Genomic DNA, 24,109 nt, shown 5'->3' on the forward strand with positions numbered 1-24,109 from the left:
CAAGAACTATTCGGCCGTGCGCTTGTTGTATCTCGCGGCCTTGTGTGCCTCAGCGATGAGTTCGACGAGATCCGCTACGAGCTTCGGGCTTGCGGCGATGGTCGCGTGGGCGGTCATGCTGTGCGGGCTGCCATCGATGTCGACCACGGCGACCCCGGCCTCACGAGCGATGACGACACCCGCGGCGGTGTCCCACGGATTGTTGCTCAGCATGATGTTGGCGTCGATCTTGCCTGCCGCTACCCAAGCCAGGTCGATCACGGCTGAACCGAACATCCGTGAGGCCGGCGCTTTCTGGCTGGCACCGGCTCCGTCCTCGGCTCCGCTCCGCTTGGCCCGGGTCGATGGCGGCTCCCGAGATACGTCGCAGGGAGCACGTCCGAGGTGGGATCCGGAGCAGCCGGGCTGTCAGCGCCGCTTTGCTCGCGCGACGTCTCAGGTGTCCGCGGCCAGGCGCCCTGTCAGAAGATCCAGGCGGTGAAGAGACGTCTCAGGCAGGCATGTCGACGGTCAGTCCGGCTGCCTGGACGGCATCGGCCAGTCGTTTGTCATATGTCACGAATGAAGTGAGCCGGGAGCGGATGCGGAGAGCAGTTGCCAGGTGGATAGCGTCCAGGCTCCGTACGGTCACCGGTTTCACGGTCTGGGCCAGGATGCGAATGCCGACGTCCAGTTCCACCAGGTCGATCAAGTCGAGGACCAGGTGAAGTCGGGTGACGGCTTCTGGGGCGTAGCGTGCCAGGGCCCGTGATGACTCGATCTCCAGCAAAACCGAACTCGTCCATCCGGTCTCTGCCCGTTCGTCAAGCCAGTCGCGCAATGCCTGCGACTCGGCTTCGGCGTGGGCGAGTTTCACGACGGCGGCCGAGTCGAGATAGATCATCAGCGTTCGTCCTCGCGGCTGTGGGCGATCTCCGCGGCAATGTCGATGCCGTCCGGTTCGCCGAGCGGCATACGCAGGACAGCGCGCCGCATAGCGGCAGCGCGCTCCTTACGAAGGGCGGCTTCCAGCACGGCTTGGCGGATAGCCGCCGAGCGTGAGCTGCCGTCATGGGTGAGAATATCCAGGGCGTGCTCAGTCTCCGGGTCGCTGCGGATGGTGATGGTGTCGGCCATGCGGCCACCGTAAGACGCTTTGTCTTACGGTGGCAAGTCCTGGCCCGTCTTCCCCTCCGCGGCGCCCGTCCAGCGCCGAACAATGATCTTGATTCCCGGTGTGGACATACAACGGGGACTTTAAGCGAAGGCAGAGGTGACACGCCGTTGAAAACTTCTGCAGAAAGCGGATGGCTCTCCGGCCGGGTGACGGGAATCGAACCCGCGCTGTCAGCTTGGGAACTCCTCCAAGATCGCAGAAGCTGAACAGGGAAAGTGCTGACCTGGGCCGATGCCGGCCGAGCGACCGTGAGTTCCCACGACTCCCCGTTGATCGCCGTCCGAACGGGCACGCAGCGGGCACGCCTGGCGAACGCTACGGGGGCCAAGATCTCGGCATGCTCACTCGGACTCAGAGGTGCTGGGCCTGCCGCGCGAAGGGCCGGCGGTGGTTGCGTAAGAGCCGCGCCGACAGTGAACGCCGTATCGAGGGTGCGGCTGTCACTCCGCCGAAGGTCGCTTGCTTTGAGTGCTCGAGGCCCGCCGCGTAATGGCAATCATCATGGGCTGCGTCAGCCCGCACGTCGCCCCTCCGAAGCCGGATGCCCACCGGCTGGACTGGCTACCCACCCGGCCACAACATGGCGGTCGTCGTGCTGTACCTGATCGGCGGGCACGACCCGCTGCGGCACCCCGATCACGCGCGTTCCTTTCATGAAGCGGTCGTCCTACCCCTGCCCGAGATGCCAGCGGCGGCCGCGCTGACCACGGCGAGTGCCGCTCCCACCCACATCACCGCGGATATCGACACTCCGTCCACGACCCGGCCGCCGACGAATGAGCCGAGCGCGATGGAGACGTTGAAGGCGCCGACGAAGAGCGCCGTGCCCATTTCGCCGCCGCCCGACCGCATGATCCAGAGCTGCAGGGTCACTCCTACGCCGCCGTAGCCCAGGCCCCACACCACGAGCACGATCAGGGGCAGGCCGATCAGGGGCAGCGCCGCCGTGGAGAGTGCCATGAGCACGGCCAGCGTGACCAGGACCGGCTTGGGGTTCCTGGCCGCCCATGCGCCAGCCGCGAAGTTGCCGGCCACGCCCGCGGCGCCGTACATGAGGAGGGCGGCGCTGACGAGGGCGGGACCAGCGTGCGAGACCTGCTCCAGGAACGGCCGGACGTACGTGTAGGCCGCGAAGTGGCCGGACACGATCAAGACGGTCAGGACAAGGACGATCTTTAGCGGGCCGGAGAGCCACGCGAGCCGCCCCTCCGACGCGCGAGCCTGGGCCTCGTGGGGCAACGACTCGGACGCTCGGGCTCGGGGATCGCCGGGGAGGGGCGGCAGGGTGGTAGCCAGCAGCGCGAGTAGGGCCAGGGCCAGCACCCCCATGGCGATGAACGCGGTCCGCCACCCCGCGAACGACGAGATGAACGTCGCCAAGGGCACCCCCAGTACCGACGCCACCGAAACCCCGGCCAAGATGATCGACGTGGCTCGCCCGACGGACCCTTCGGGCACCAGTCGCAGGCCGAGTCCGGCCGCGAAGGCCCAGAACCCGCCGATGCTTACCCCGGTCAGCACCCGGGCGGCCAGCATGACGGGGTAGTTCGGCGCGAACGCGCCCGCGAGATTGGCCACCGCCAGCAGTGCCATCAGCCCCAGTAGCGTGACGCGCCGGTCGAGCCGTCGGGTGGTGATCGCCAGCACGGGCGCGGAGACGGCGGCGACCAGTCCGGGCGCCGACATCATCAGCCCGGCCGTCCCGTCGGAGACGCCGAGGGTGGCGGCGATCGAGGTCAGGAGGCCAACGGGCAGCATCTCGCTGGTCACGATGGTGAAGGTGCCCACCGCGACCGAAAACACGGCGAGCCAGCGCGCCCGGGTGGCGGCAGAAACATCAGTCATGGTCATGCATGCCAGCTTTCTGCCGGCCACCAGCGGGAACAATGGCGGAAGTCCAAGGCTTGGTTTAGGTGGACTAAGCGATCAGATGGAGGTGGGATGGAATTCAGGGAGCTGGAGTGCTTCGTCGTGCTCAGTGAGGAGCTGCACTTCGCGCGTACGGCCGAGCGCCTCTACCTGTCACCTGGCCGGGTAAGCCAGCTCATGCGCTCGCTGGAGACCAGGCTCGGCGGCCGGCTCTTCCACCGGACCAGCAGGCGCGTGCGCCTCACGCCCCTGGGCGAACGTTTCCTGGCTGATCTGCGCCCCTCCTACGACGGCCTCGCGAACGCGGTCAGCCGGGCCAAGGCGGCCGCCCGCGAGGTGACAGGCGTGATCAGGCTCGGCTTTTTCGCCACCCCCACAGACGTCGTCATCGGCAGCGTGCGCGCCTTCGAGCGCCAGTACCCGGGGTGCGAGGTCGAGTTGGTGGAAATCCCGCTCTCCGACCCTTTTGGCAAGTTGCGGGTCGGGCAGGTGGACATCGCGTTCACGTTGCTCCCGGTGGACGAGCCCGATCTGGCTACGAGCGAAGGGCTGAACCGGGTCTCGTACCAGCTCGGCCTCTCCTCGCGCCACCCGTTGGCCGCCCGTGCGAGTATCGGCGCGGAGGAGCTGGCCGACCTGTCCCTGATCGGCCTGGACGGCCCGGCTCCGCGCGCATGGCGCGAGCGTGTGACACCGTCCGTAACCCCTTCCGGCCGTCCCATTCCCCTGGCCGGTACGGTGGCCACCAGCCAGGAGGGCCTGACCCAGGTGGCGCTCAACCGGGGCGGCATGTTGTTCTGCACTCCGACGGCGGCTCACCACGGGCGCCCGGACGTCCGCTTCGTTCCCGTCGCGGGGTTGCCTCCCTCGATCCTCGGCCTGGCTTGGGTGAAGGCGGCGGAGACTGCGGCGATCCGTGCGTTCAACGAAGCGGCTGTCGAGCACGCGCTCAAGGCAGCGGCCCTGGTGGCATAGGACATAACGGGCAACAAAGTGCCGCGAAGTGTACGTCCGCGGATTTCAGCTCGCCGAGATCCGTCAGGCCGCCGGTGTCACCCAGGCTGAACTCGCCAACACCTGGGAGCCAGCCAAGCTCGCGTCTCCAAGATTGAACACGGCGAGGTATCCGGCATCGACGTCGTGCGAGAGTACATCGCCGCGATCGGGGGGCACTTGGATCTCGTAGCTACACTCGGCGGCCGAACCTGGAAAGTCGCTTGAGGGGGCGCGCCGATCTGCGGCCAAGTAGTTCAGAGCTTCGACAGCCCCGACATGAGCCCCCTACCTGGGCTTTCCTATGAGAGCGGGTGACGGGAATCGAACCCGCGCTGTCAGCTTGGGAATTGCAGGGATCTTGGCTCGTAGGGGCGTTGACCTGGGGCTGAGGCCGGTCGTGAGTGACCGTGGTTGACCCCTCGTTACCGCCCTTAATGGCACGCTAATGGCACGACGATCAGCCCGCGACCTGGTGTTTCACGCGCGACGCGCACACGCCGGCCGCCTGATCACCCCGTCTGCCGTCGACCCGCCCGAGGAGGCGCCAGGGCCACGGGGACATCCTTGATGGGAGACACGCAACGGGCACCTCGGATGGGGCAGTCTCTGGACCCGCGAGCTTTCTCATCCACCAATCGACACGACTCAGGGCTCGCCAGGCGTAATCTTCGGCGAGAGGCGGCGTGCATCGAAGGTGGACGTGGAGAATATGACCAGATGGTTATAATCGTTCGTATGAGCTGGGAGGTCAGTCTTCATCCGGAGGTCGAGGCATGGTATCTGACCTTGTGCGCAACCGATCCGGAGACTGCAGACCTGATCAAGGACGCGATCGATCAGCTCGCGGAGGAAGGCCCGACGGCGCGTCGTCCTCTGGTCGACCGGGTACAGGGCAGCCAGTACCACAACATGAAGGAACTACGCCCGCCTTCATCGGGGACGAGTGAGATCCGGATGCTGTTCTGCTTCGATCCGGCAAGGGAAGCGATCTTTCTGGTGGCCGGGGACAAAGCCGGCAACTGGGACCGCTGGTATCGGGAAGCGATACCACTGGCTGATGAACGATTTGCCCAGCATCTGATCACGCTCAAGCGAGAAGAGCAGGAGGAGCGATGAGCACTCGGTACAGCAAGTGGTCAGATGTCAAGGCCAAGGCGGCAGCCCTCGACCCGCGAGACGAGACGGAACGCGCTGCTGGAGAAGCCGTCGCGCGTGAACGCCGCGAAGCGTACGTCCGCGGATTCCAGCTCGCCGAGATCCGTCAGGCCGCCGGTGTCACCCAGGCTGAACTCGCCGACACCTTGGGAGTCAGCCAAGCTCGCATCTCCAAGATCGAGCACGGCGAGGTATCCGGCATCGACGTCGTACGGGAGTACATCGCTGCGCTCGGGGGCCACTTGGATCTCGTAGCGACGCTCGGCGACCGAACCTGGAAAGTCGCCTGAGAAAGGCGCGCCGATCTGCGGCCAACTAGTTCAGGGCTTCGACCGTGCGAGCCCACGCACAAGCCCTCACTCGGGCTTTCTTATGAGAGCGGGTGACGGGAATCGAACCCGCGCTGTCAGCTTGGGAAGTCTTTCACGATCACAGCATCTGACCAGGGGAAACGCTGACCTGGGCAGTTTTCAGTCGAGGAACCGTGAGTTCCCGCGACTCCCCCTTGATCGCCGTCCGAACGGGCACGCAGCGGGCACGGCCTTGGCGGACCGCATGCACGTACATGACGCATCACCCCGACGTCGAAACGCCCTACCCGAAAGCAGCTCGTGATCATAGGGGGTTGGACAGCACCGCTGCGCGAGCAAGAAGATCTCGGCATGGGAACCAGCATCCACGGGTTTGTCGAGTGCCGCATGTGGACCCGCGGGCTCGACATAGGTGACTCCGCTTGGTGCGCCGCCATCTCTCTGTCGATGTTGGGAGTGCACAGAGACTACGACGCCTTCGATTGCCTCTTCGGCGTACGCAGCTCAGGCGACTGGCGACCGATCACGGACTCCCCCAGGACGCATCGGAGGCCGCCAAAGCGGAATTGGCGCAATGGGGGAAGTCGCCTTCGGCGTCACGTGGTTGAGTTGGGAAGAGGTCACCGCGATCGATTGGGATGAACCGGCCCTTCATCCGACGAACCTAGCCCAGTACCGGCAGCTTCCCGACCAAACCCTGGAACTCGTTTACCGCTCGGTCTGGAGCCGTAGGTTCGCTCGCGTGAGTGGCGTGGACACCTTAACGGTTGATCCTGGCCACGTTGCGCTGTGGGATGAAGGCACCGAGTGGAGGGCGGGAAACACCGTCTTCCCTGTCGAACGTGCCACACGTCCTGAGCGACCATGACTGACCCCTCCTCACCCCTCTTAATGGCCCGCTAATGGCCCGGCGATCATTTGCGGTCTGTGTTTCTCGCGTGACGCAGATACTCGGACCAGGCAGCGGCCCTCTCGACGCTAACAAGGCGGTCGCGACGCTGAGGGAGGATGCGAAGTAGGATAAAGGGCATGAGTGAGCCTACGGGCAAGTATTCGATCACCATGCCGCGTGACATCGCCGAGGCCGCCCGGTCCCGGAGCGGCCCTTCCGGCCTGTCCGCCTACGTCGCCGCAGCCGTCGCCCGCCAGATCGAGCGCGACAATCTCAACGAACTCATCCAGGTCGCCGAGGCCGAGCACGGCCCCATCACCGACGACGAAGTCCAGGCACTGCGCGACCAACTCCACCAGGCCCGCAGGGAACAGGCCAATGGTGGGGCGGCCGCGTGACCCGTTCTCCCGCTGCTCCCGGCGGCACACTTGTCCTCGACAGCGAGGGACTGGCCAAGGCCGTCCTGCGTGACCGTACGGTCACCGCATGGCTCGCTCTCGCCCGTGCCGACGACCTTCGCGTCATCACCTCTGCCGCCACCCTCGTCGAGGTGGTTCACCCCCGCGTCAACCGGCCGGCCCTGGAGTGGACGCTATCCCGCCTTGTCATCGAGCCGGTCACCGAACCGATCGCCCGCCACGCCGCCACTCTCTTGTCTGACGCCGGTCTGCACGGGCACAAGTACGCCATCGATGCCATGCTCAGCGCCACCGCCCTCGCTGCCCCCAGTCCCGTCACAGTCCTCACGTCCGACCCCGAGGACCTCACCACCCTGTGCGGCGCACGCGTTACCGTCATCAAGGTCTGAGCCGTGCCGCTGGCCTGCTGGTTCCAACAGGGTGATCACCCGGCCTAACGAAAGACAGGGCTCAAGAACCCTGAACAACAACAAAACCCAGGCACCGAATCCATTGGCTACCTGGGTTTCTTACTTGGAGCGGGTGACGGGAATCGAACCCGCGCTGTCAGCTTGGGAACCGGCTACTGATCTTGGCGTCCTGAGCTGGGGAAACGGGGATGCAGGTCAGCACGGATTGCTTGCCCGTGAGTGACCGTGAGAGACCGCGGCTGTCCGCCTGTTCTGGCACGGATCTGGCACGCGATCGATGCCTCCATGTTGTGGCGTTGTCGGCCGAAGCTGGCAGCATGCAGCCTTATGGACGTGAACGACTTCAGGTTCTTCCTCCAGCGATCCCCGCAGGCGGAGTGCAGATCATGACCGAGGATGAGATCTTCGAAGCGATACGGTCCGACGCTGGGCCTGATGTCCTACCGGTGGCCTCGTCCGAGGCGGTCGCTGAGGCTGAAGAGGCCATTGGGTACCCGCTCCCTTTGCTGCTACGGCGGTTGTATCTGGAGGTAGGAAACGGAGGTTTCGGCCCTCGGGGTGGCATCATCGGTGTACGGGGCTACGACTTCTGGAGCAGCGATATCTTCCCGGACATCACTGAATCGGCTGTGGAGTTTCACACGGAGTCCTACGGACGACAGGCAGGCATGATCCAGTTGTTGGACTGGGGATGTGCAATCGCGTCGTTGCTGGATTGCCGTGATCCTGAGGGCGCGATGTGGGGATGGGATCCCAACCTGTGCTGCTTGGATCATGCGCTCTTTCCTCAGGACATCACCTTCGCATCGTGGCTCGCGGAGTCGATTGGCCGCGACTTCGCCGAGCCCTTCTATGACGGTTACTTTGACGTCTCGCCACAAGATGAGCCAGGGAGCGCGGTAAGCACCGTCGGAGAAGAGGATGAACCGTGCATGTGGGTGCCACCCGTCTGGCTGAAAGGCAGGAAGGCCGGCATCTGGGAGCGCCGTCACCAGTCCGATGACTGACAGGTTGGGCTTCGTAAGCGAGTGCGAGGCCTAGTTCGGGAGGAGCGCTTCCACCAAGCTCTGGCCGAGGCGATCAAGAAGCATCAGGCCTCGGATTCCGCATCCGGCCTGGACCATCACGCTGAGAGCGGGTGACGGGAATCGAACCCGCTGTCAGCTTGGGATGCAGGGATCTTGGCTCGTAGGGACGTTGACCTGCGGCTAAGGCCGGTCATGAGTGACCGTGGTTGACCCCTCGTCACTGCCCTTAATGGCACGCTAATGGCACGACGGTCAAGTGGTCTCTGTTTAACGGAGCGGGAGCGCTCGCACCCTGATGCCTGCGGGGGCGAAGGCCACGATCGCACCCGTCAACAGGTGAGATTCGAGGACATCAAGGTGGTTAATGATGATATTCACCAGCTCTGGCGGTCGAAGCTCAAGGATCTCCCGTACGAGCATGACCGAGGGCTTGGTCGTACGGGCCTGAGCCAAAAGCGCGCCGAAGTCCGTATCCGCCGAGACGATGACCCGGCTGTCCGCCAAGGCAAGGGCCATGATCGTGGAGTCCGGCGCACTTGTCGCTTGGAGGTCGCGCACGTGCACCGCATCGTGACCGGCCTTCGTCAGCAGTTCAGCGACGCGCGGTGAGAGGTTCTCATCGATCAGGAAGTTCACGCCGGCTCTCGGAGGCGGTAGAAGTGGACGTTCGTGGAGGCCGCCGCGTACTCCAGCCCCTGCTTGATGTCCTCGCGTTCGAGGTCGGGGTAATCCGACAAGATCTCATCGAAGGTCCAGCCAGCCGCGACGAGCCGTACCACCGTCTCCACGGTGATTCGCAGCCCTCGGATGGTCGGTTTGCCTTCGAGCTTGTCGAGCTCGACAGTGATCCGATCGAAGTTCATGCTGTCTCCCCTCCATCTCGATACTGCCAGCTCGCACCTGCGCTAGCGACCGCGATACCGCAGCGACATGAAGAGAGATGAGGAAGATCAAGGCAACCGGCAAGCACCAGGGGTCCAGCTGAGCTTTCTGTGGAGCGGGTGACGGGAATCGAACCCGCGCTGTCAGCTTGGGAAGTCTTTCAGGGTCATGTCCTCTGAGCAGGGGAAACGCCGACCTGGGCATATGCCGGTCGAGTGACCGTGAGTTCCCGTGACTCCCCGCTGACCACCGGGGGAACGGGCACGCAACGGGCACGCCTTGGATGGAGAGAGTCCATGATTCCCATGATCAACGTGAGTTGTTCCACGGCTCCACTGGCATGTGGGCGAGAGCGTGGGAAGCGAGTCCTCTGATCTCTTCCCAGTGAGGGTGGGAGCGCAGGGCCTCTTGAGTCCATGCTAAAGGACCGTCGTCAGTGAGGCTCATCAACTTTCGGTCTATATAGCCGAGTGTGCTGTCGAGTTCCTCGGAGATCCATCCCGCGTCCCGGCACGGCCATGCGGCGGGATAGACCGCGTCGAAGTCGAGCGCCAGTTCATCGATGCTCGCCGGTCCGATCCACTCAAGCTGCTCACCTGCGGACTGCGCGAGATGTCGCAGGCTCGTCCCGAGGAAGGACCAAATGCCTTCGGCGTCGACCTGGGCGTTATGCACAGATCAATGCTAGGCCGATCGAGGGTGGTTCTCTGAGTTCAGCCTCATGCTTGGAGCGGGTGACGGGAATCGAACCCGCGCTGTCAGCTTGGGAATTGCAGGGATCTTGGCTAGTGGACGCGCTGGCCTGCGACTGAGGCCGGTCGTGAGTGACCGTGGGTGACCCCTCGTCACCGCCCTTAATGGCACGCTAATGGCACGACGATCACAGCCGCGAACAGGGATTCGTTCTGTCGGTTCTCTGCTCTACGGTGTGCCATTACGACGTCGTCTGTTGTGATCGGAGTGGTGAGCATGGGGTTGACGACGCCCTCGGCGCCGTTCGATGTAGCGGCTGTCTTCCCTGAACTGGCAGGTCAGCGCCGGACCACAGTTCGACTGCATCCGCGTCGGGGAAAGCCGGCCATCACGGACAGTTCCATGGGCGGGCCGTTGTTGTGGCCTGCGGATGAGCCTTGGCCAATCTGTCCTGAGCCGCTGTCTCATGACCCCTCGGAAGGTTGGGATCCACTTCCGCTGATCCCAGTCATGCAGCTTTTCGCTCGAGATGTTCCCGAGCTGCCCTTCCTCGATGGCACCGACGCCCTCCAAGTGTTGTGGTGCCCGCTCGATCACGAGCCGTACTTTCAGCCTCATACGATCGTGCGCTGGCGGAAGTCGGAAGAGGTCGGGAGTCTGCTCAGTGAGGCCCCCGAGCCAGATCCTGACAGCGACCACTCGTATCTACCCACGCCTTGCGTACTGTGGCCAGAGCGGGTGGAGGAGTACCCGGGAGACTGGGAACTTCCCGCTGAGCTCACGGATCGGATCTGGGCTTGGGAAAAGGATCCCTCGAACTCTGATGACTGGAGTTATTCCTCGCACCTCTCAGCTGCTCCTGGGAGCAAAATTGGGGGCTGGGTGGACTGGATCCAGGATCCGGTGCAGTTCGAGTGCGGCAGAGGCCACGAGATGGCACACCTGCTGACAATTGCGAGCTGGGAACTCGACATCGAGAGCGGCAAGCGTTGGGCTCCCATCGAAGAGCGTCCGCTGCTCACCCCTCACGCCCCTCCGGAAGTGCAGAACCCCACTGATCTCATGATCCAGGACGCTGGATCGCTCTACGCGTTCGTCTGCTTGGAGTGTCCCGAGCGCCCCGTGGACTTCCTCAGCCAAGGGTCATGAATGTGGCCCCCACAGTGCACAACCCCGCACGCCCTAATCGGTGATCAGCCGCCTTGCTCCGTGAGCCAGGGTGAGGAACGAACCCTGGATCGTCGATCGCCCCCAACCACGCACGGCGGCCGACCACGCCGTGGCGATCGTAAGGGCTGTATCTGCGCGGCGGCGTGGCAACCCCGGTCGGAGCGTTCGGTCGGTACGGCGCGGCAGGTGTGCGGCGCCCGGCCCGGTGCCCCGCCGCCGTCCGGGACCGGCCCCCAGGCCGCACGCCCGGACGGCGGGCGGGCGGAGGGCCGGGAGTGCGGCGGCGCGCCGCGCCGCCGCCTTGATACCTACAAGAACTATTCGGCAGTGCGCTGGCTGTATCTCGTGTCCTGTCTCGCTTGATGGTTGACACTCTGGCCTCGCTTGATGCTTGACACCTTGATCGTCTTCTGTGCCTGCTCGTGGCGTTATCGGCGCTTCGGGGGAGGCTCAGGTGGCATTGGTGGAGTTGAGCGTCGTGGAGCAGCGCTATCACGCGGTGATCGAGGTGTTGTCGGGGGCGAAGGTCACCGATGTGGCGGGCCGGTATGGGGTGTCGCGGCAGTCGGTGCATGCCTGGGTACGCCGGTATCGGGACGGCGGCTTGGCCGCGCTGGCTGACCGGTCGCATGCGCCGAAGGCGCATCCGATGCGGACCCCGGCCGCTGTGGAGGCGTTGATCTGTGAGCTGCGGCGCGCTCATCCGCGGTGGGGGCCGCGCACCCTGTTGTGGGAGCTGGGGCGGCGCGGGGTGGAGCCGTTGCCGTCGCGGGCGAGCATCTACCGGGTGCTGGTGCGCAACGGCCTGATCGAGGCGGTGACGCGGCGGCGCAGGCGCGGCGATTACCGGCGCTGGGAGCGGCCCGAGCCGATGCAGCTGTGGCAGATGGACATCATGGGCGGGCTGCTGCTGGCCGACGGCAGCGAGGCCAAGCTGATCACCGGCGTAGACGATCATTCCCGGTTCTGCGTGATCGCCTCGGTGGTGGCCCGATCGACCGGGCGGATGGTGTGCGCCGCGTTCGCCGGGGCGATGCGCGTCTATGGGGTGCCGCTGGAGGTGCTGACTGACAACGGCAAGCAGTTCACCGGCCGGTTCGGCGGACCGAAGGCGGGTGAGGTGCTGTTCGAGCGGGTCTGCCGGGAGAACGGCATCAAGCTGCGTCACACCCCGCCGCGCACTCCGACCACGACGGGGAAGATCGAGCGTTTTCACCAGAGCGTGCGCCGCGAACTGCTGGCCGAGGCGCTGCCGTTCGCCTCGCTCGAGGCCGCTCAAAGTGAGGTGGACGCGTTCGCCAAGCAGTACAACACCGCCCGCCCGCATCAGGCGCTGGACATGGCCTTCCCCGCCGACCGGTTCTTCGCCGAGCGCAGCCCCGGCCAACTCCGGGCCGAGCGGGAACTACCGCTGCGCCTGCCCGCCGGCCTGACCACGGTGCCCGCTCCATCTGCTGACGTTGCTGCTGACGTTGCTCCTGAGGCCCCTCCCGCTGCCGCGCTGCCGGATCTCCCGGTCCCGGCCGTCCATCACCTTGATCAGCTCGAACGGCCCGAGCCCATCCAGACGAGCGTGCTCGATCCGCTCTCGCGCCAGGCGATCGAGGTCGATCGGGTTGTTCCTGCGTCGGGCAACCTGTCGATCGGTGGCCAGCAGGTCTGGCTCGGCCCCGATCGGGCGGGCATGCCGATCACCTTGTGGATCAGCACGCAACGGCTGCATGTGTTCACCACCGGCGGTGGCAGGCTCAAGAGCGTGGCCTCCCGGCTGACCGTCAAGGACCTGGCCGCACTGCTGGCCTCGGGACAAGCCCGCCCGGCACCGGACGCACGCGTCGGCGAGCCCGCGATCGCGGCGAGCGCCGTCGAGGTGGATCGGCAGGTCAGCTCGATCGGCACCATCAGCCTGGCCGGCCGGGCCCTGTGCATCGGCGCCCACCTGGCCGGCCGCCGCATCATCGTGCGCCTGGACGGCATCACCGCCCGCATCATGGACGAGGAACGCCTGCTGCTACGTGCCGTGCCCTGCCCGCTCCCGCTCGCCGAATGCCTCACCCTGCGCAACGCCCGCCCCGCCGGACCACCACCCACCTCGCCGACCGAACCCGTCACCGTCCAGCGAGTGGTCTGCAGCCGCGGCCACTTCCAGATCGTCGGCCAGAAGATCCAAGTCGGCCGGATCCACGCCCGCAAGATCCTGGACGTGACCGTGGACGACACCCACATCACCGTGCACGACAACGGCGAACCCATCCGCGTCGTGCCCCGAACCACCACCCAGGAGATCACCCGGATCAAGTCCCAGGCGCATACTAAGAAGCGAAAGATCGGCTAGGAGTGTCAAGCATCATCCGATGCCAAAGCGTCAAGCATCAAGTGAGACCAGACAGCTGGCTGTATCTCGCATCCTTGCGCGCCTCAGCGATGAGTTCGACGAGATCAGCCACCAGCTTCGGACTAGCGGCGATGGTCGCGTGAGCGGTCATGCTGTGCGGGCTGCCGTCGATGTCGACCACGGTGGCGCCGGCTTCGCGGGCGATGACGACGCCTGCGGCGGTGTCCCATGGATTGTTGCTCAGCATGATGTTGGCGTCGATCTTGCCGTCCGCCACCCATGCCAGGTCGATCGCGGCTGAGCCGAACATCCGTACGCGCTGAACCCGCGCTGCCAACTCATGAGTCAAGGCGAAGCGGGGCCGGTTCCGCTCCAGAGCGTTCTCCCCCACCGCGTAATCGCCCAAGGCCACGATGGCGGCCTCCAAGTCGCGGGCGTCACTCACCCGGATGTCGGATCCGTTGGCTTGGGCGCCTGCTCCTTCCGCCGCGATGTAGCGGATGCCGAGGAGCGGCAGGTCGATGACTCCCAGCGTGGGCATGTCCTTGTCGACCAGGCCGAGAGAGACGCCGCAGAGTGGGATGCCGTGCAGGAAGTTGGCCGTCCCGTCCACCGGGTCGAGCGCCCACATCAGGCCATCACCGGTGTGGCTGACGCCCTCCTCTTCGCCGAGGAATCCGATCTCCGGTGTCTCTCGGGACAGGAACTCGCGGACGGCCTGTTCGACGGCGTAATCCACCTCCGTGGCCATGTCCCGGTCGCCCTTGGCCGTAACGACGCCAGGAGCCTTGGTCCGGATAATCTCGCTGGCCATCGACACGGCGTGTTCAGCGATGGGGAGGAGGGTCCGGGCGTCGATGGTCATACGGGTTCGCTCCGCTCCCACATCTCGTTGAACACCTGGTCGAAGACGGGAAACAGGCCGTCAGCAGCGGTGTTATCTCTCATCACCAAGGTAGGTGAATCGACTCCGCGGGCCTGCGGCAGGTATGGCTGCACCACGCAGAACGCCCGGTCCACGATCAAGAGGTTGAACCGGATCGTCTCGTCGTAGACGTGCAGTTCAAGGCGCTGAGCCGATGCGGTGTCAAGCCGGTCGCGCAACCTGGTCAGCATGGTGATGTTGAGCGCCGTAAGGGTCGTCAACGTGCTGTCTGTGTAGCGCTCTTCCGCCTCGCGTGCGCGAATCGCCTGACCCTTCGGGTCGAGGAAGAGGCACCGGATCCGGGTGCCGGAGTCCAGGAGGCGCCGGAGCTGATGATCGGGATAACCCTGGCAAAGCACGTTGAGCGACAGGCCCGCCGCGTTGATCTCCTTCGCGCTGTCGAACAGAGTCGAGGCGGGATAGGCGGAGGAGAAAGCAGAGCGGCTGCTGAAGACAGCGGTCACATCGGCCATCTGCGGCCTGGCGCAGATCTCGGTCTCGGGGTCGGCGCTTCTGGCTGGCTCCGGCTCTGTCCTCGGCGTGGGCACTTCGGCGGTGTTCGTGGAGAACAGTTCGTGGGCCGACCTGCCGGGGAACATCGCCTCCAGGACACGGCAGTGGCCGGAGTACGGCAAGCCCTTGAGTTCGCCGGTCAGCCAACGGTGGAGTTGCGCACGGCTCGGCCAACCACCCTGCAACGAGGGGTCCACCTTCTTGGCCGCCTTGTCGTACTCCTTACAGAACGTGCTGTATGTCTGCCAGTGGCGTTGCGTCAGGAGCGTCTTCAACAGGATCGGCTGGTCAGTCATGATCCGCGCCTCGGGCTGGGGTGCCATATGGGCCCAGGTTAGCGACAGAGACGAGCGAGGACGAGACAAAGAGGAGACGGAAAGAGACAAGTCGATCACAGACGGTACTTGGGAGCGATCGAGACGTGACAGAGCCTCGGGCAATCCTCGTTGCATGACTGCGCGATGTGTTTCCTGCTCGGGGCGGGGCTGGAAGTACGTGAGCCTGCGCCGCGTCCTGGTGGCGGCCGAGAACTCCGCTGACGCCTCTTCCGGCGAGCGGCACCGGGACGACTGCTGGCGATGCAACGGGACCGGCAAGGCAGGGGCAATGTCGTGAGCCTGATTGCCGACTGCATCAGCTTCCATGTCGCTCCTCCCCGTCCGGATCACATGCGCCTGGTCTGGCGAGACCCCTTCAAGGCGGAGGAACGCGTCCGCGTGGCCGCCTGGACCTGTGACTGCGTGGACACGGTGTACGAGCTCTGCCATGCAGCCGGCCAGGCCTACATCCGCAGAACTCAGCGGAGCCACAGGTCGATGCAGAGCCATGAGACCTACCGATGGCGGTTCAGCGAGGCACAAGGTGTCTGGCTGGCTCTGCTCGACGGTGGGGCTCGATAAAGCAGGCGTGACGGTGGGCTAATACCGGGCGCCCATGACCGTCGCGTCTCGGTTGGTGGGGGACGTCTGTTGCGCAGTCAGATAGTCCCCCGCCATGCCGAACGTTTCCTCGCCTGAGAGGAAGACAGGCCGTCCGACTCGAACTAGGCTTAACGACAAGTCGAGTTGTTGGATGGTCGTCATGTCGTCTGAAGAGTTCGCGCCGCCGAAGTACGCCCAGATCGTGCAGGCGATCAGGCAGAAGATCGCGGACGGAACCTATTCCCCGGGCTCTCTGCTGCCTTCCGAGACTCAGCTTGTCCGTGAGTTCAGGGTGAGCCGTCCCACCGTCGTGCGGGCGCTCCAAGTCCTCCAGCTTCGGGGCATCATCGAGCGGGAGCACGGCAAGGGATCCTTCGTAAGGGCGACTCCGCCCGTCTCGACGGATCAGAGCACCCGGCCTGGGCGGGCTGTCCTAGATCGAGTGGAAGCCGAGGAGAACTGCTCGGTCGTTGACGCCGGACCACTCACCGCGACCGCCTCGGTGGCGAAGCTCCTTGACGTGCCCGAGGGGTCTCCCGTGGTACGGCGACGTGTCCTGTTTCGCGACGCTGAGCAGCCCACCGACCTCGTTACCGTCTGGTGCCCGGCACATCACGCCGATGGCACGCAGCTCAGCGAGTCGGCGCCACTGTCAGCCGGCATCAGGCAGCATCTCGCGGCAACCAAGGGTCTCAAGCTCCAACACGTCGTCGAACGTCTGAGCGCCCGGCACCCCTCGGCCGACGAGGCCAAGCTCATGGAGATTCGCAAGACCACACCAGTCCTCGGGGTGCTGGCGAGTGTGTTCAATGGCGGAGGACGGCCCGCACTCATCGTGGACTTGGTGCTGCCCGGCAATCTTCACGAGCTAGAGGACTCTTATTCGCTTTAGCTCATAGCCCCTTCCTGCGACGCTCCTGCTCCTTACGCTCAGCTCAGCCGGGGCAGGAAGGCCTTCAACGGAAGGTGGACTGGCGGCTGGATTTCCAAAAGGGAACGTTGTCACGCGACATGGCGTCTCGTAGGGCTTCGACCCCATACGTGGCAGCGAAATTGAGCTCGTTTGCATAGAGAGGAATTGCCATCAGGAATTCCACGTGCCTACCGTCAGCCAGAGCGGCTTCTGAGAACATATCGTCGTAAGGCGCGACAACCAGAAAGCCGCCCAGCCACGCCCCTTCCGCATGTTCGCCAGGCAAGCGCAGGATGTGCCCCGACTCTAGGCTTACGCCCCGGTATTGTGCATAGCTTCCCAGTTGAGCCAGCGACTCGGCGATGTCGTCCCATTCCGGAGCAAAGCCGATGAAGAATTCCTGGCGGTGATCCAAGTCTCTGCCAGGCAGCGGATAGTCACTAGATCCTAGTGTTGCATACAGGGCAACCCCACCGGTGGCTACAGAAGCATCCCATTTGAGGACGCCGATCTTATATTCGCCCTTTATGAATAAGGCTTCACGAACCGGCTCACCCAGTTTGCTCGAGTAGAACTGCCGAACATCTTGGTGCTGATTCACAGACACACTTCCCAAATGGTCGCCATACGCCTCACGCCTGCCTCGCGGCCACCACGGACCTATGACATACCGCCACCTTGCCAACGCCAGCGTTTGATCGACATTTGTATCGATCGTCACGCTTTGCCGCAATGGCTTATGGGTGGATTTGTCGTACGCTCAAAAAGATCTTGAAGATTTCCGCTAACTCGTGTTGTCGAGTCGCCGATCCACGGGCAACTCGACAAGACGAGTTAGCGACAAGACGACTAGCTAGGAGTAAGTCTCATGGCACTGCAAGGTCCCATCCCCGTCACATTCGACATGGTGTTCCCGCACGGCTGCTACATCGTTGGCGAGGTCGAGCCCGTCAAGGACTTCGACGCCTCGACCAACGGGCGCTTCGTCCAGGCCCGCGACAAGCAGACGGGTGAGCTCGTCTGGCAGGTCACCGTCATGGACGCGGACCCCTCGCTCAAGGCCGCTCAGAAGACGGTGGCCGTGAAGATCCTCAGCCCGGTGCAGCCGGTTCCTCCTGCTCCCATGCCGGGGCTGCCGTTCACACCGGTGGACTTCGACCACATGGCGGTCACGCCCTACGTCAACCAGGCCGGGCGGCTGGCGTACTCGATCAAGGTTCGCGAGATGCGGGCTCCTCGTCCCGCTGCCAAGACGACCGCGACCAAGGACGCGGCGTGATGGGGCGGCGCAAGGCTTTCCCGGCCAGCACGATCAATCTCAAGGCCGGTCAGGGCGCCGACGTGCGCAACCATCCGTATCCACTGCGATCGCCCGTCCTGGGGCTGGTCTTCGGCGGCACTCAGGTGCTTGTCACCACCTCAGCGAACGATCACGTCACGCTCGACGACGTCGAGTTCGCTCGGAGTCTGGCGCGCGAGGCCACGATGTTCGCCGGCGCGGTGGAGCGCATGTTCCACGGCCTGCCGAACGGGCTGGGAGTGGCGGGCCGATGACTCTTAACCCGTACACCTACCTCACAGTGTCCATGCGTGCTGGCGAGCCCTCACGGGTCGGCGTCTATTTCAACTCGGTGGAGCTGCGGGCTCGCGCCTGGCTGGGCGACGGCAACAAGCCCTGCTTCGACCTCGACACCCCGGACGCCTCGGTGACTGTCTCGACCGCGGGACCGGTGACCGATCAGGACCTCACCGTCGCTCAAGAGATCTTCAACGCCGCCGCTCGATACCTCGCTGACTGCGAGCGGCTGCACTCCGAGCAGACAGCCAAGGCCACCGCTGACGAGGCGGCCTGATGTTCAGCGGGGCCGCAGGAAGCGGCAACTTCCGGCGGCCCCTCAGTCTTCCGCACACACCACATGCTTGGAAGGACTTCACCCTAATGTTCAAGAGGTTGCCCGGCGACGAGCCGCACCGCATCGTCTCCACCACCCCTGACACGGCGGTGGTCTTCAAACCGGCCGTGGTCCAGACCCCGGCGATCATCACTCTGATCATCTTCACCGCGCGGTTCGTCGCCAGTCTGGTTCGCCTCATCTGGCGGCATCCGTTCGCACTGGCCGTGGCCGCTGTTCCGGGCGCGCTCTGTATCGCATACGGCTGGCGCGTCGCGCTGCTGCTCGTCGCTCCGGTCCTCGCCGGACTGATCGCCTGGGCGATCCTCGACAGGCCCACGTTCGCGCGGTGGGTCGGCTGGCGGCTGATGGCGTTCGCACGCTGGTTCTGGATCTACCGGCGACACTGGCAGCCGGTCATGACCGTCTCCGGTCTGGCGCGGCACATACGCGGGCGGGAGTACGTTCCACGGCTGGTCAAGGTCACCTGCGACTCGTGGGCCGATCGGGTTACCGTTCGCATGCTCGACGGCCAGGCGGTCAAGGACTGGACCGACAAGATCGAGAACCTTTCCCATGGCTTCGGCTCGGAGTCATGCCGGGTCTCGGTGGCCAAGGCCGGTCGCCTTGTGCTGACCTTCCCACGCCGTGATCCACTGGCCACGCCGATACCGGCACTTCCCGTTTCAGATGTACCGACCGTGGGCCCGGTCGAGGTCGGCAAGCAGGAGGACGGCTCTCCTTGGCTGCTCCGGGTGCACGGGACTCACGTCCTGGTCGCTGGTGCCACCGGGGCGGGCAAGGGCTCGATCATCTGGTCAGCGGTACGTGGGCTCCTGCCTGCCATGCGGGCGGGCCTAGTGGAGGTCTGGGCGCTCGATCCGAAGCTGATGGAGCTGTCGTACGGAAAGGCGCTCTTCGGCGGTCGGTACGCGGCCGATCCCGCTGACGGTGCTGACCTGCTCGACGAGGCCGTGAGTGTCATGCAGAAGCGCGCGGCTCGTTTCGCCGGGGCGCAACGCTCGCACACGCCGACCCTCAACCATCCCTTCGTCCTGGTCGTGGTCGACGAGGTGGCGTTCCTGACCGCGTACCAGTCCGACAAGCAGCTCAGGCAGCGTATCTCCGCCGCCCTGGCCACGCTGACCACCCAAGGGCGCGCGGTCGGCTTCGGCGTCCTGGCGGCTCTTCAGGACCCGCGCAAGGAGGTCATGAACATCCGCAACCTCTTCCCGGACAAGATCGCCCTTCGGCTCGACGAGTCGGAACAGGTGGACATGGTTCTCGGCGACGGAGCGAGAGATCGCGGCGCACTGGCCGACCTGATCTCTCCTCGTCCTGAGAAGGGCGCTGGCGTCGGCTACGTCCGGCTGGAGACCAGCCCCGATCCGATTCGCGTCCGGGCTGCGTACGTCTCCGACGAGGACATCCGCGCGATGGTCGGTGAGGTCGGATGACGCTCGCCCACTTCCTCGATGGCCTGCGCTGCGCTGTTTGCCGCGCCCTCAATGTCCTGTGGCTCGACCCGCTGCGTGGCCTGGTCGAGTGCCGCGAGTGCGGACAGACCGCGCTCACCTTCCCCGAGATTGGAGAGGAGGTTCGTTGATCGACCGCAAGACTCCGCGCGCTGTCCGCATGGCTCAACCGCTCGCTCGCGACGTGGCCGAGGAGATCGCCAAGCTGCACGGCGTCTGCATCCGGCCTGTGGCGCTCAAGCGGCTCGACATGACAACCGGCAAGACAGAGGTCGTCGATGTCCCATGCGGCTCACCGCTGGAGAGCAAGTGCCCTCCCTGCGCGAAGCGCAACCGGCAGCTTCGCATGGCCCAGTGCCGTGAGGGCTGGCACCTCGACGAGGAACCCATCATCACGCCCAACGAGCCGACCGACGGACAGCGCTGGCTCGTCGAGTTCCGGGCTGACATGCAGGCGAAGCGGGACAACGAGGAAATGGCCGGCGGCGACACCACCGACTTGGACGCCGTGCTCACCGGGCTCGACATCGAGATCAACGAGGCTGGGATGCGGGGGAACGTGCTGGGTCGTACGGCCTCCCAGCGGGTCCGCTCGACCAAGCGCCGCCAGGACGCACCGGACCTGCCCAAGCAGAAGATGGCCAGCACCACGCTGGGGCGGACCTTCGAGGCTGCGGACGGCAAGACCTACCGGCCCTCGCTGTTCGTCACGCTCACCCTGCCCGGCTATGGCAAGGTCATGAATGGCGCGCCCGTCGATCCTGACGGCTACGACTACGTACGGGCGGCCCGCGATGCGCTGCACTTCTCCAAGCTCGTGGACCGGTTCGTGCAGAATCTTCGCCGTGTGGCGGGCTATGACGTGCAGTACTTCGCCACTGTGGAGCCTCAGAAGCGGCTCGCGCCGCACCTGCACATGGCCATCCGGGGCACCCTCCCGCGCGCGGAGATCAAGCAGATAGCGGCGGCCACCTATCACCAGGTCTGGTGGCCCCAGGCCGACGAAGCACGCTTCGAGGGCGAGCACCTGCCCGTCTGGAACGACGGCATCGGCTATCTCGACCCTGGCACGGGCGAGGTCCTGCCCACCTGGGACGAAGCTCTCGACCAGCTCGGGGACGAGCCCATGCATGTGATCCGCTTCGGCGATCAAGTGGACGTCAAGGGTGTGCTCGCCGGGTCGCCGGACGCGGACCAGTGCATTCGGTACCTGTCCAAGTACCTCACCAAGAGTCTCGGGGAGACCTTGGACCGTCAGGCACAGCGGGAGCACGCAGCCCGATTCGTCGATGCCCTGCGCTACGAGCCGTGCTCGCCCACCTGCCCTAACTGGCTGCGGTACGGCGTGCAGCCCAAGAGCGCCAAAGCCGGGATGGTGCCCGGCCACTGCCGGTCCAAGGCGCACAAGCCGGAACACCTCGGCTACGCGGGCCGTCGCGTCCTGGTCAGCCGGAAGTGGTCGAACAAGACGCTGGCAGAACACAAGCAGGATCGCCGCACTTGGGTGCTTGAAGCTCTCGGGCAACCGGACGAGACACCCGACCCGCACCGGTACGTCTGGCGCCCCATCAAGGCCGGTGACCCCGATCTCGCCCCGATCGGTGTCCGGCTACTCCGATCCGTCGCAGAGCGCCAACGCTGGCGCGCTCACCTGCAACGACTCGAAGAACAGAATCTTTCGGCAACTCGACAAGCGGCCTGAAGGAGGCGGCCTTGGACCAACTGTTCACCGTGCCAGAGGCGGCCAGGCTGCTGCACACCTCGGTTCGCTTCGTACGCCGACTCATCGCCGAACGTCGCATCGAGTTCGTGAAGGTCGGGCGGCATGTCCGCATCCGTGAGTCAGCACTGATCGACTTGTCGTCGCGGGCACCGTCGCGCCCATGACGACCTTCGACGCAACCGGGAGGGCCGCCTGATGGCGAACAAGGAGAACCACCGCCGTTTCGGCAACATCCGGAAGCTGCCCTCTGGCCGGTTCCAGATCCGTTACCCCGGTCCGGACGGCCGCATCAGGACCGGAGAGGACACCTACGAGCGCAAGGGCGACGCGGATCGGGCACTCACTCTGATCGAAGGACAGATCCTCTCAGGTGAGTGGACGGATCCGGAGCGAAGCAAGATCAAGCTCGCTGAGTATTCGGCAATCTGGATCGACCAGCGCCCCGGCCTCCGGCCCAGGACGGTGGACCTGTACCGCTGGCTGCTCAAGAAGCACATCACCCCGTATCTCGGCGCGGTTCCGCTCGGGAAGCTCTCGACGGCGATGATTCGGCAGTGGCGTGCTGATCTTCTGAGCAAGGGTGTCTCGGTCAGCATGGCGGCCAAGGCTTACCGGCTGCTTCGCGCCGTCCTGATGACCGCGGCCGAAGACGACCGGCTCATCTCCCGCAACCCGTGCAGGATCCGCGGGGCCGGTGACGAGAAGGCGGAGGAACGGCTTACCGTGTCTCAGGTCTTCGCCCTGGCCGATGCGATCGGGCGTCGCCCTATCGGCAACATCCGGAAGTCCGGTAAGGCGTACCGGCTCCGGTTCCAGCGGCATGGCGAGATGCGAACTCATCCCGAGGTCTTCGCCACACGAGCTGCGGCCGAGCAGGCTCTTTGGAAGATGCTCGACAAGGGGCAGGCCGACGGCACCCACAACCGGCGCTTCCGGGCCTTCGTCCTGCTGGCCACCTTCGCGAGCCTGCGATGGGGTGAAATCACCGCGCTGACCCGCAGTGACATCGACCTCGACGCCGGAACGGTACGGATCAAGGCCGCATACGTCGAGCGCTCCACAGGCGAGTTGGTGATCGGGCCGCCGAAATCCAAAGCTGGCCGGCGCGTGGTCGGCATCCCACAGGCGATCATCCCGGCACTCCGGGAGCACCTGCAGATCTTCGTCCAGCCGGAACACAGCGCTCTCGTGTTCGCGGGCATCAAGGGCGGTCCGATGCGGCGGAGCGGCTTCAACAAGCTGTCCGGCTGGACGGAGGCCGTACGCGCGCTCGGCCTTCCTTGCCTGCACTTCCATGATCTCCGCCACACCGGAAACATGATCGCCGCAGAGTCCGGGGCGGGGCTCAAGGACCTGATGGCCAGGATGGGTCACGACAACGTCAGGGCCGCGATGATCTACCAGCACGCCGCCAGAGGTGCCGACAAGGTGATCACGGACGCGATCGACAAGCATTTGATCGGGCATGAACGGGCACGCGAAGACGGCGACGACGACCCGCCTGATGTGCTCGCCCCGGTCGGCTGATCGCAGACCTAATGGCACGTTAATGGCACGCAGAGATCAACAACCCTAGACAAGATCAAAGCCCAGGCACCGAGTCGATCGGTCTACCTGGGCTTTCGTACGTGGAGCGGGTGACGGGAATCGAACCCGCGCTGTCAGCTTGGGAAGCTGATGTTCTGCCATTGAACTACACCCGCATCGGCCGTAGCCGCGACCACCACTCTAGCGGAAACTCGGCCCACATCAGCCAGCCGTGCCCCCCGAGTTTCCCACCGGCACGCGGTAGGTTGCTCTGCGTGCTGCTATCTGACCGCGACATCATGGCCGAGATCGACTCGGGACGGCTTGCCCTCGATCCGTTCGATCGGGACATGATTCAACCGTCCAGTATCGACGTCCGGCTCGATCGGTTCTTCCGGGTGTTTGAGAATCATCGGTATCCGCATATCGATCCGTCCGTGGAGCAGCCGGATCTGACGCGGATGGTGGAGCCTGAAGGGGATGATCCGTTTATTCTGCATCCCGGGGAGTTCGTGCTGGCCTCGTCGTACGAGGTGATCAGCCTGCCTGATCATCTGGCGTCGCGGCTGGAGGGGAAGAGTTCGCTGGGGCGGCTCGGGCTGTTGACTCACTCGACTGCCGGGTTCATCGATCCGGGGTTCAGTGGGCATGTCACGTTGGAGCTGTCCAATGTGGCCACGTTGCCGATCAAGCTGTGGCCGGGGATGAAGATCGGGCAGCTGTGTGTGTTTCGGTTGAGTTCGCCGGCTGAGCATCCGTACGGGTCGTCGAAGTACGGGTCGCGGTACCAGGGGCAGCGCGGGCCGACGCCCTCCCGGTCGTTCCGGAACTTCCATCGGACGAAGATCTGATGATGATCCGATGAAGGTCTCTGACGAAGGTCGGATGCTCTGGGGTGTTTGAGG

26 protein-coding genes, 1 tRNA gene and 3 pseudogenes are annotated in these 24,109 nt (G+C 64.9%); 19 read left to right on the forward strand and 11 right to left on the reverse strand.

What is annotated here, in order from left to right:
• Positions 1-6 precede the first annotated feature (6 nt).
• From ACGFJ2_RS32775 to ACGFJ2_RS32785, 3 genes and pseudogenes are all read right to left on the reverse strand, one after another.
• Positions 7-345, reverse strand: a pseudogene (locus ACGFJ2_RS32775) (inositol monophosphatase family protein); the annotation flags it as partial.
• Between the two features lie 145 nt (positions 346-490).
• Positions 491-883 (reverse strand): type II toxin-antitoxin system VapC family toxin, encoded by a 393-nt coding sequence (locus tag ACGFJ2_RS32780; RefSeq protein WP_393474844.1) that lies wholly within the window; start codon positions 881-883, stop codon positions 491-493.
• Positions 883-1,116, reverse strand: coding sequence for a hypothetical protein (locus ACGFJ2_RS32785; protein ID WP_357962482.1), 234 nt, complete (start codon positions 1,114-1,116; stop codon positions 883-885). Before ACGFJ2_RS32785 ends, ACGFJ2_RS32780 begins: the two co-directional genes overlap by 1 nt.
• Positions 1,117-1,776: 660 nt before the next feature.
• Here ACGFJ2_RS32785 and ACGFJ2_RS32790 point away from each other — a divergent pair.
• Positions 1,777-1,860, forward strand: a pseudogene (locus ACGFJ2_RS32790) (zinc finger domain-containing protein); the annotation flags it as partial.
• 124 nt (positions 1,861-1,984) lie between these two features.
• On the opposite strand, the pseudogene ACGFJ2_RS32795 reads toward ACGFJ2_RS32790, so the two are convergent.
• Positions 1,985-3,007, reverse strand: a pseudogene (locus ACGFJ2_RS32795) (MFS transporter); the annotation flags it as partial.
• Positions 3,008-3,097: 90 nt separating this feature from the next.
• Between ACGFJ2_RS32795 and ACGFJ2_RS32800 the strand changes: the two are divergent.
• The 6 genes from ACGFJ2_RS32800 to ACGFJ2_RS32825 all read left to right on the forward strand — a co-directional run bounded on the left by ACGFJ2_RS32800 (position 3,098) and on the right by ACGFJ2_RS32825 (position 8,215).
• Positions 3,098-4,000, forward strand: coding sequence for a LysR family transcriptional regulator (locus ACGFJ2_RS32800; protein WP_358185555.1), 903 nt, complete (start codon positions 3,098-3,100; stop codon positions 3,998-4,000).
• A 756-nt stretch (positions 4,001-4,756) separates the two neighbouring features.
• The gene (locus ACGFJ2_RS32805) at positions 4,757-5,137 is read left to right on the forward strand and encodes a type II toxin-antitoxin system RelE/ParE family toxin (protein WP_358185552.1); all 381 of its coding nucleotides are present in this window, start codon (positions 4,757-4,759) and stop codon (positions 5,135-5,137) included.
• Positions 5,134-5,466 (forward strand): helix-turn-helix transcriptional regulator, encoded by a 333-nt coding sequence (locus tag ACGFJ2_RS32810; protein ID WP_062431302.1) that lies wholly within the window; start codon positions 5,134-5,136, stop codon positions 5,464-5,466. The genes ACGFJ2_RS32805 and ACGFJ2_RS32810 overlap by 4 nt, the downstream gene beginning before the upstream one ends.
• A 1,050-nt stretch (positions 5,467-6,516) precedes the next feature.
• Complete coding sequence (locus tag ACGFJ2_RS32815) at positions 6,517-6,777, forward strand: CopG family transcriptional regulator (RefSeq protein WP_358185548.1); 261 nt, start codon at positions 6,517-6,519, stop codon at positions 6,775-6,777.
• Complete coding sequence (locus ACGFJ2_RS32820) at positions 6,774-7,187, forward strand: PIN domain-containing protein (protein WP_358185545.1); 414 nt, start codon at positions 6,774-6,776, stop codon at positions 7,185-7,187. Before ACGFJ2_RS32815 ends, ACGFJ2_RS32820 begins: the two co-directional genes overlap by 4 nt.
• 407 nt (positions 7,188-7,594) lie before the next feature.
• Positions 7,595-8,215, forward strand: coding sequence for an SMI1/KNR4 family protein (locus ACGFJ2_RS32825; RefSeq protein WP_393474850.1), 621 nt, complete (start codon positions 7,595-7,597; stop codon positions 8,213-8,215).
• 288 nt (positions 8,216-8,503) lie between these two features.
• Here the strand turns inward: ACGFJ2_RS32825 and ACGFJ2_RS32830 are convergent, their stop codons facing one another.
• The 3 genes from ACGFJ2_RS32830 to ACGFJ2_RS32840 form a co-directional block, all read right to left on the reverse strand.
• On the reverse strand, positions 8,504-8,872 hold the full coding sequence (locus ACGFJ2_RS32830) for a DUF5615 family PIN-like protein (RefSeq protein ID WP_358185538.1): 369 nt from the start codon (positions 8,870-8,872) through the stop codon (positions 8,504-8,506).
• Entirely contained in the window at positions 8,869-9,099 is a 231-nt protein-coding gene (locus ACGFJ2_RS32835) for a DUF433 domain-containing protein (protein ID WP_358185534.1), read from the reverse strand. Before ACGFJ2_RS32835 ends, ACGFJ2_RS32830 begins: the two co-directional genes overlap by 4 nt.
• Before the next feature lie 328 nt (positions 9,100-9,427).
• Positions 9,428-9,793: a hypothetical protein gene (locus ACGFJ2_RS32840; protein WP_358185531.1), complete on the reverse strand. Its 366-nt coding sequence runs from the start codon at positions 9,791-9,793 to the stop codon at positions 9,428-9,430.
• A 528-nt stretch (positions 9,794-10,321) separates the two neighbouring features.
• Between ACGFJ2_RS32840 and ACGFJ2_RS32845 the strand changes: the two genes are divergently transcribed.
• Positions 10,322-10,960: a hypothetical protein gene (locus ACGFJ2_RS32845; RefSeq protein ID WP_357958966.1), complete on the forward strand. Its 639-nt coding sequence runs from the start codon at positions 10,322-10,324 to the stop codon at positions 10,958-10,960.
• 490 nt (positions 10,961-11,450) lie between these two features.
• Complete coding sequence (locus ACGFJ2_RS32850) at positions 11,451-13,316, forward strand: IS481 family transposase (RefSeq protein ID WP_393475105.1); 1,866 nt, start codon at positions 11,451-11,453, stop codon at positions 13,314-13,316.
• A gap of 37 nt (positions 13,317-13,353) precedes the next feature.
• Here ACGFJ2_RS32850 and ACGFJ2_RS32855 read toward each other — a convergent pair whose 3' ends face one another.
• Complete coding sequence (locus ACGFJ2_RS32855) at positions 13,354-14,181, reverse strand: inositol monophosphatase family protein (protein ID WP_393474857.1); 828 nt, start codon at positions 14,179-14,181, stop codon at positions 13,354-13,356.
• Positions 14,178-15,398: a DUF5919 domain-containing protein gene (locus ACGFJ2_RS32860; protein WP_393474860.1), complete on the reverse strand. Its 1,221-nt coding sequence runs from the start codon at positions 15,396-15,398 to the stop codon at positions 14,178-14,180. The genes ACGFJ2_RS32855 and ACGFJ2_RS32860 overlap by 4 nt, the downstream gene beginning before the upstream one ends.
• 427 nt (positions 15,399-15,825) lie before the next feature.
• Here ACGFJ2_RS32860 and ACGFJ2_RS32865 point away from each other — a divergent pair, with 427 nt between their 5' ends.
• Complete coding sequence (locus tag ACGFJ2_RS32865) at positions 15,826-16,566, forward strand: GntR family transcriptional regulator (protein ID WP_393474863.1); 741 nt, start codon at positions 15,826-15,828, stop codon at positions 16,564-16,566.
• Between the two features lie 64 nt (positions 16,567-16,630).
• Here the strand turns inward: ACGFJ2_RS32865 and ACGFJ2_RS32870 are convergent, their stop codons facing one another.
• Positions 16,631-17,188 carry a suppressor of fused domain protein gene (locus ACGFJ2_RS32870; RefSeq protein ID WP_393474866.1) on the reverse strand — a complete coding sequence of 186 codons (558 nt, stop codon included), beginning with the start codon at positions 17,186-17,188 and terminating at the stop codon, positions 16,631-16,633.
• A gap of 267 nt (positions 17,189-17,455) precedes the next feature.
• Here ACGFJ2_RS32870 and ACGFJ2_RS32875 point away from each other — a divergent pair, with 267 nt between their 5' ends.
• From ACGFJ2_RS32875 to ACGFJ2_RS32910, 8 genes are all read left to right on the forward strand, one after another.
• Entirely contained in the window at positions 17,456-17,866 is a 411-nt protein-coding gene (locus ACGFJ2_RS32875) for a plasmid replication, integration and excision activator (RefSeq protein WP_393474869.1), read from the forward strand.
• Entirely contained in the window at positions 17,866-18,141 is a 276-nt protein-coding gene (locus ACGFJ2_RS32880) for a hypothetical protein (protein WP_393474872.1), read from the forward strand. The genes ACGFJ2_RS32875 and ACGFJ2_RS32880 overlap by 1 nt, the downstream gene beginning before the upstream one ends.
• Complete coding sequence (locus ACGFJ2_RS32885; protein WP_393474875.1) at positions 18,138-18,440, forward strand: hypothetical protein; 303 nt, start codon at positions 18,138-18,140, stop codon at positions 18,438-18,440. Before ACGFJ2_RS32880 ends, ACGFJ2_RS32885 begins: the two co-directional genes overlap by 4 nt.
• A gap of 86 nt (positions 18,441-18,526) precedes the next feature.
• Positions 18,527-19,936 (forward strand): FtsK/SpoIIIE domain-containing protein, encoded by a 1,410-nt coding sequence (locus ACGFJ2_RS32890; RefSeq protein WP_393474878.1) that lies wholly within the window; start codon positions 18,527-18,529, stop codon positions 19,934-19,936.
• Positions 19,933-20,085: a hypothetical protein gene (locus ACGFJ2_RS32895; protein WP_393474881.1), complete on the forward strand. Its 153-nt coding sequence runs from the start codon at positions 19,933-19,935 to the stop codon at positions 20,083-20,085. Before ACGFJ2_RS32890 ends, ACGFJ2_RS32895 begins: the two co-directional genes overlap by 4 nt.
• 29 nt (positions 20,086-20,114) lie before the next feature.
• Positions 20,115-21,656 (forward strand): replication initiator, encoded by a 1,542-nt coding sequence (locus tag ACGFJ2_RS32900; RefSeq protein ID WP_393475108.1) that lies wholly within the window; start codon positions 20,115-20,117, stop codon positions 21,654-21,656.
• Positions 21,657-21,667: 11 nt separating this feature from the next.
• On the forward strand, positions 21,668-21,841 hold the full coding sequence (locus tag ACGFJ2_RS32905) for a helix-turn-helix domain-containing protein (protein WP_393474884.1): 174 nt from the start codon (positions 21,668-21,670) through the stop codon (positions 21,839-21,841).
• Positions 21,842-21,872: 31 nt separating this feature from the next.
• Positions 21,873-23,204 carry a tyrosine-type recombinase/integrase gene (locus ACGFJ2_RS32910; RefSeq protein WP_393474887.1) on the forward strand — a complete coding sequence of 444 codons (1,332 nt, stop codon included), beginning with the start codon at positions 21,873-21,875 and terminating at the stop codon, positions 23,202-23,204.
• A gap of 102 nt (positions 23,205-23,306) precedes the next feature.
• Here the strand turns inward: ACGFJ2_RS32910 and ACGFJ2_RS32915 are convergent.
• Positions 23,307-23,380, reverse strand: a tRNA-Gly gene (locus ACGFJ2_RS32915).
• A gap of 99 nt (positions 23,381-23,479) precedes the next feature.
• Here ACGFJ2_RS32915 and dcd point away from each other — a divergent pair.
• On the forward strand, positions 23,480-24,055 hold the full coding sequence (gene dcd / locus ACGFJ2_RS32920; RefSeq protein WP_357959004.1) for a dCTP deaminase: 576 nt from the start codon (positions 23,480-23,482) through the stop codon (positions 24,053-24,055).
• Positions 24,056-24,109: the final 54 nt, after the last annotated feature.

Origin of the sequence: Nonomuraea sp. NPDC049028 (assembly GCF_043197735.1) — a bacterium.
Lineage (GTDB): Bacteria > Actinomycetota > Actinomycetes > Streptosporangiales > Streptosporangiaceae > Nonomuraea.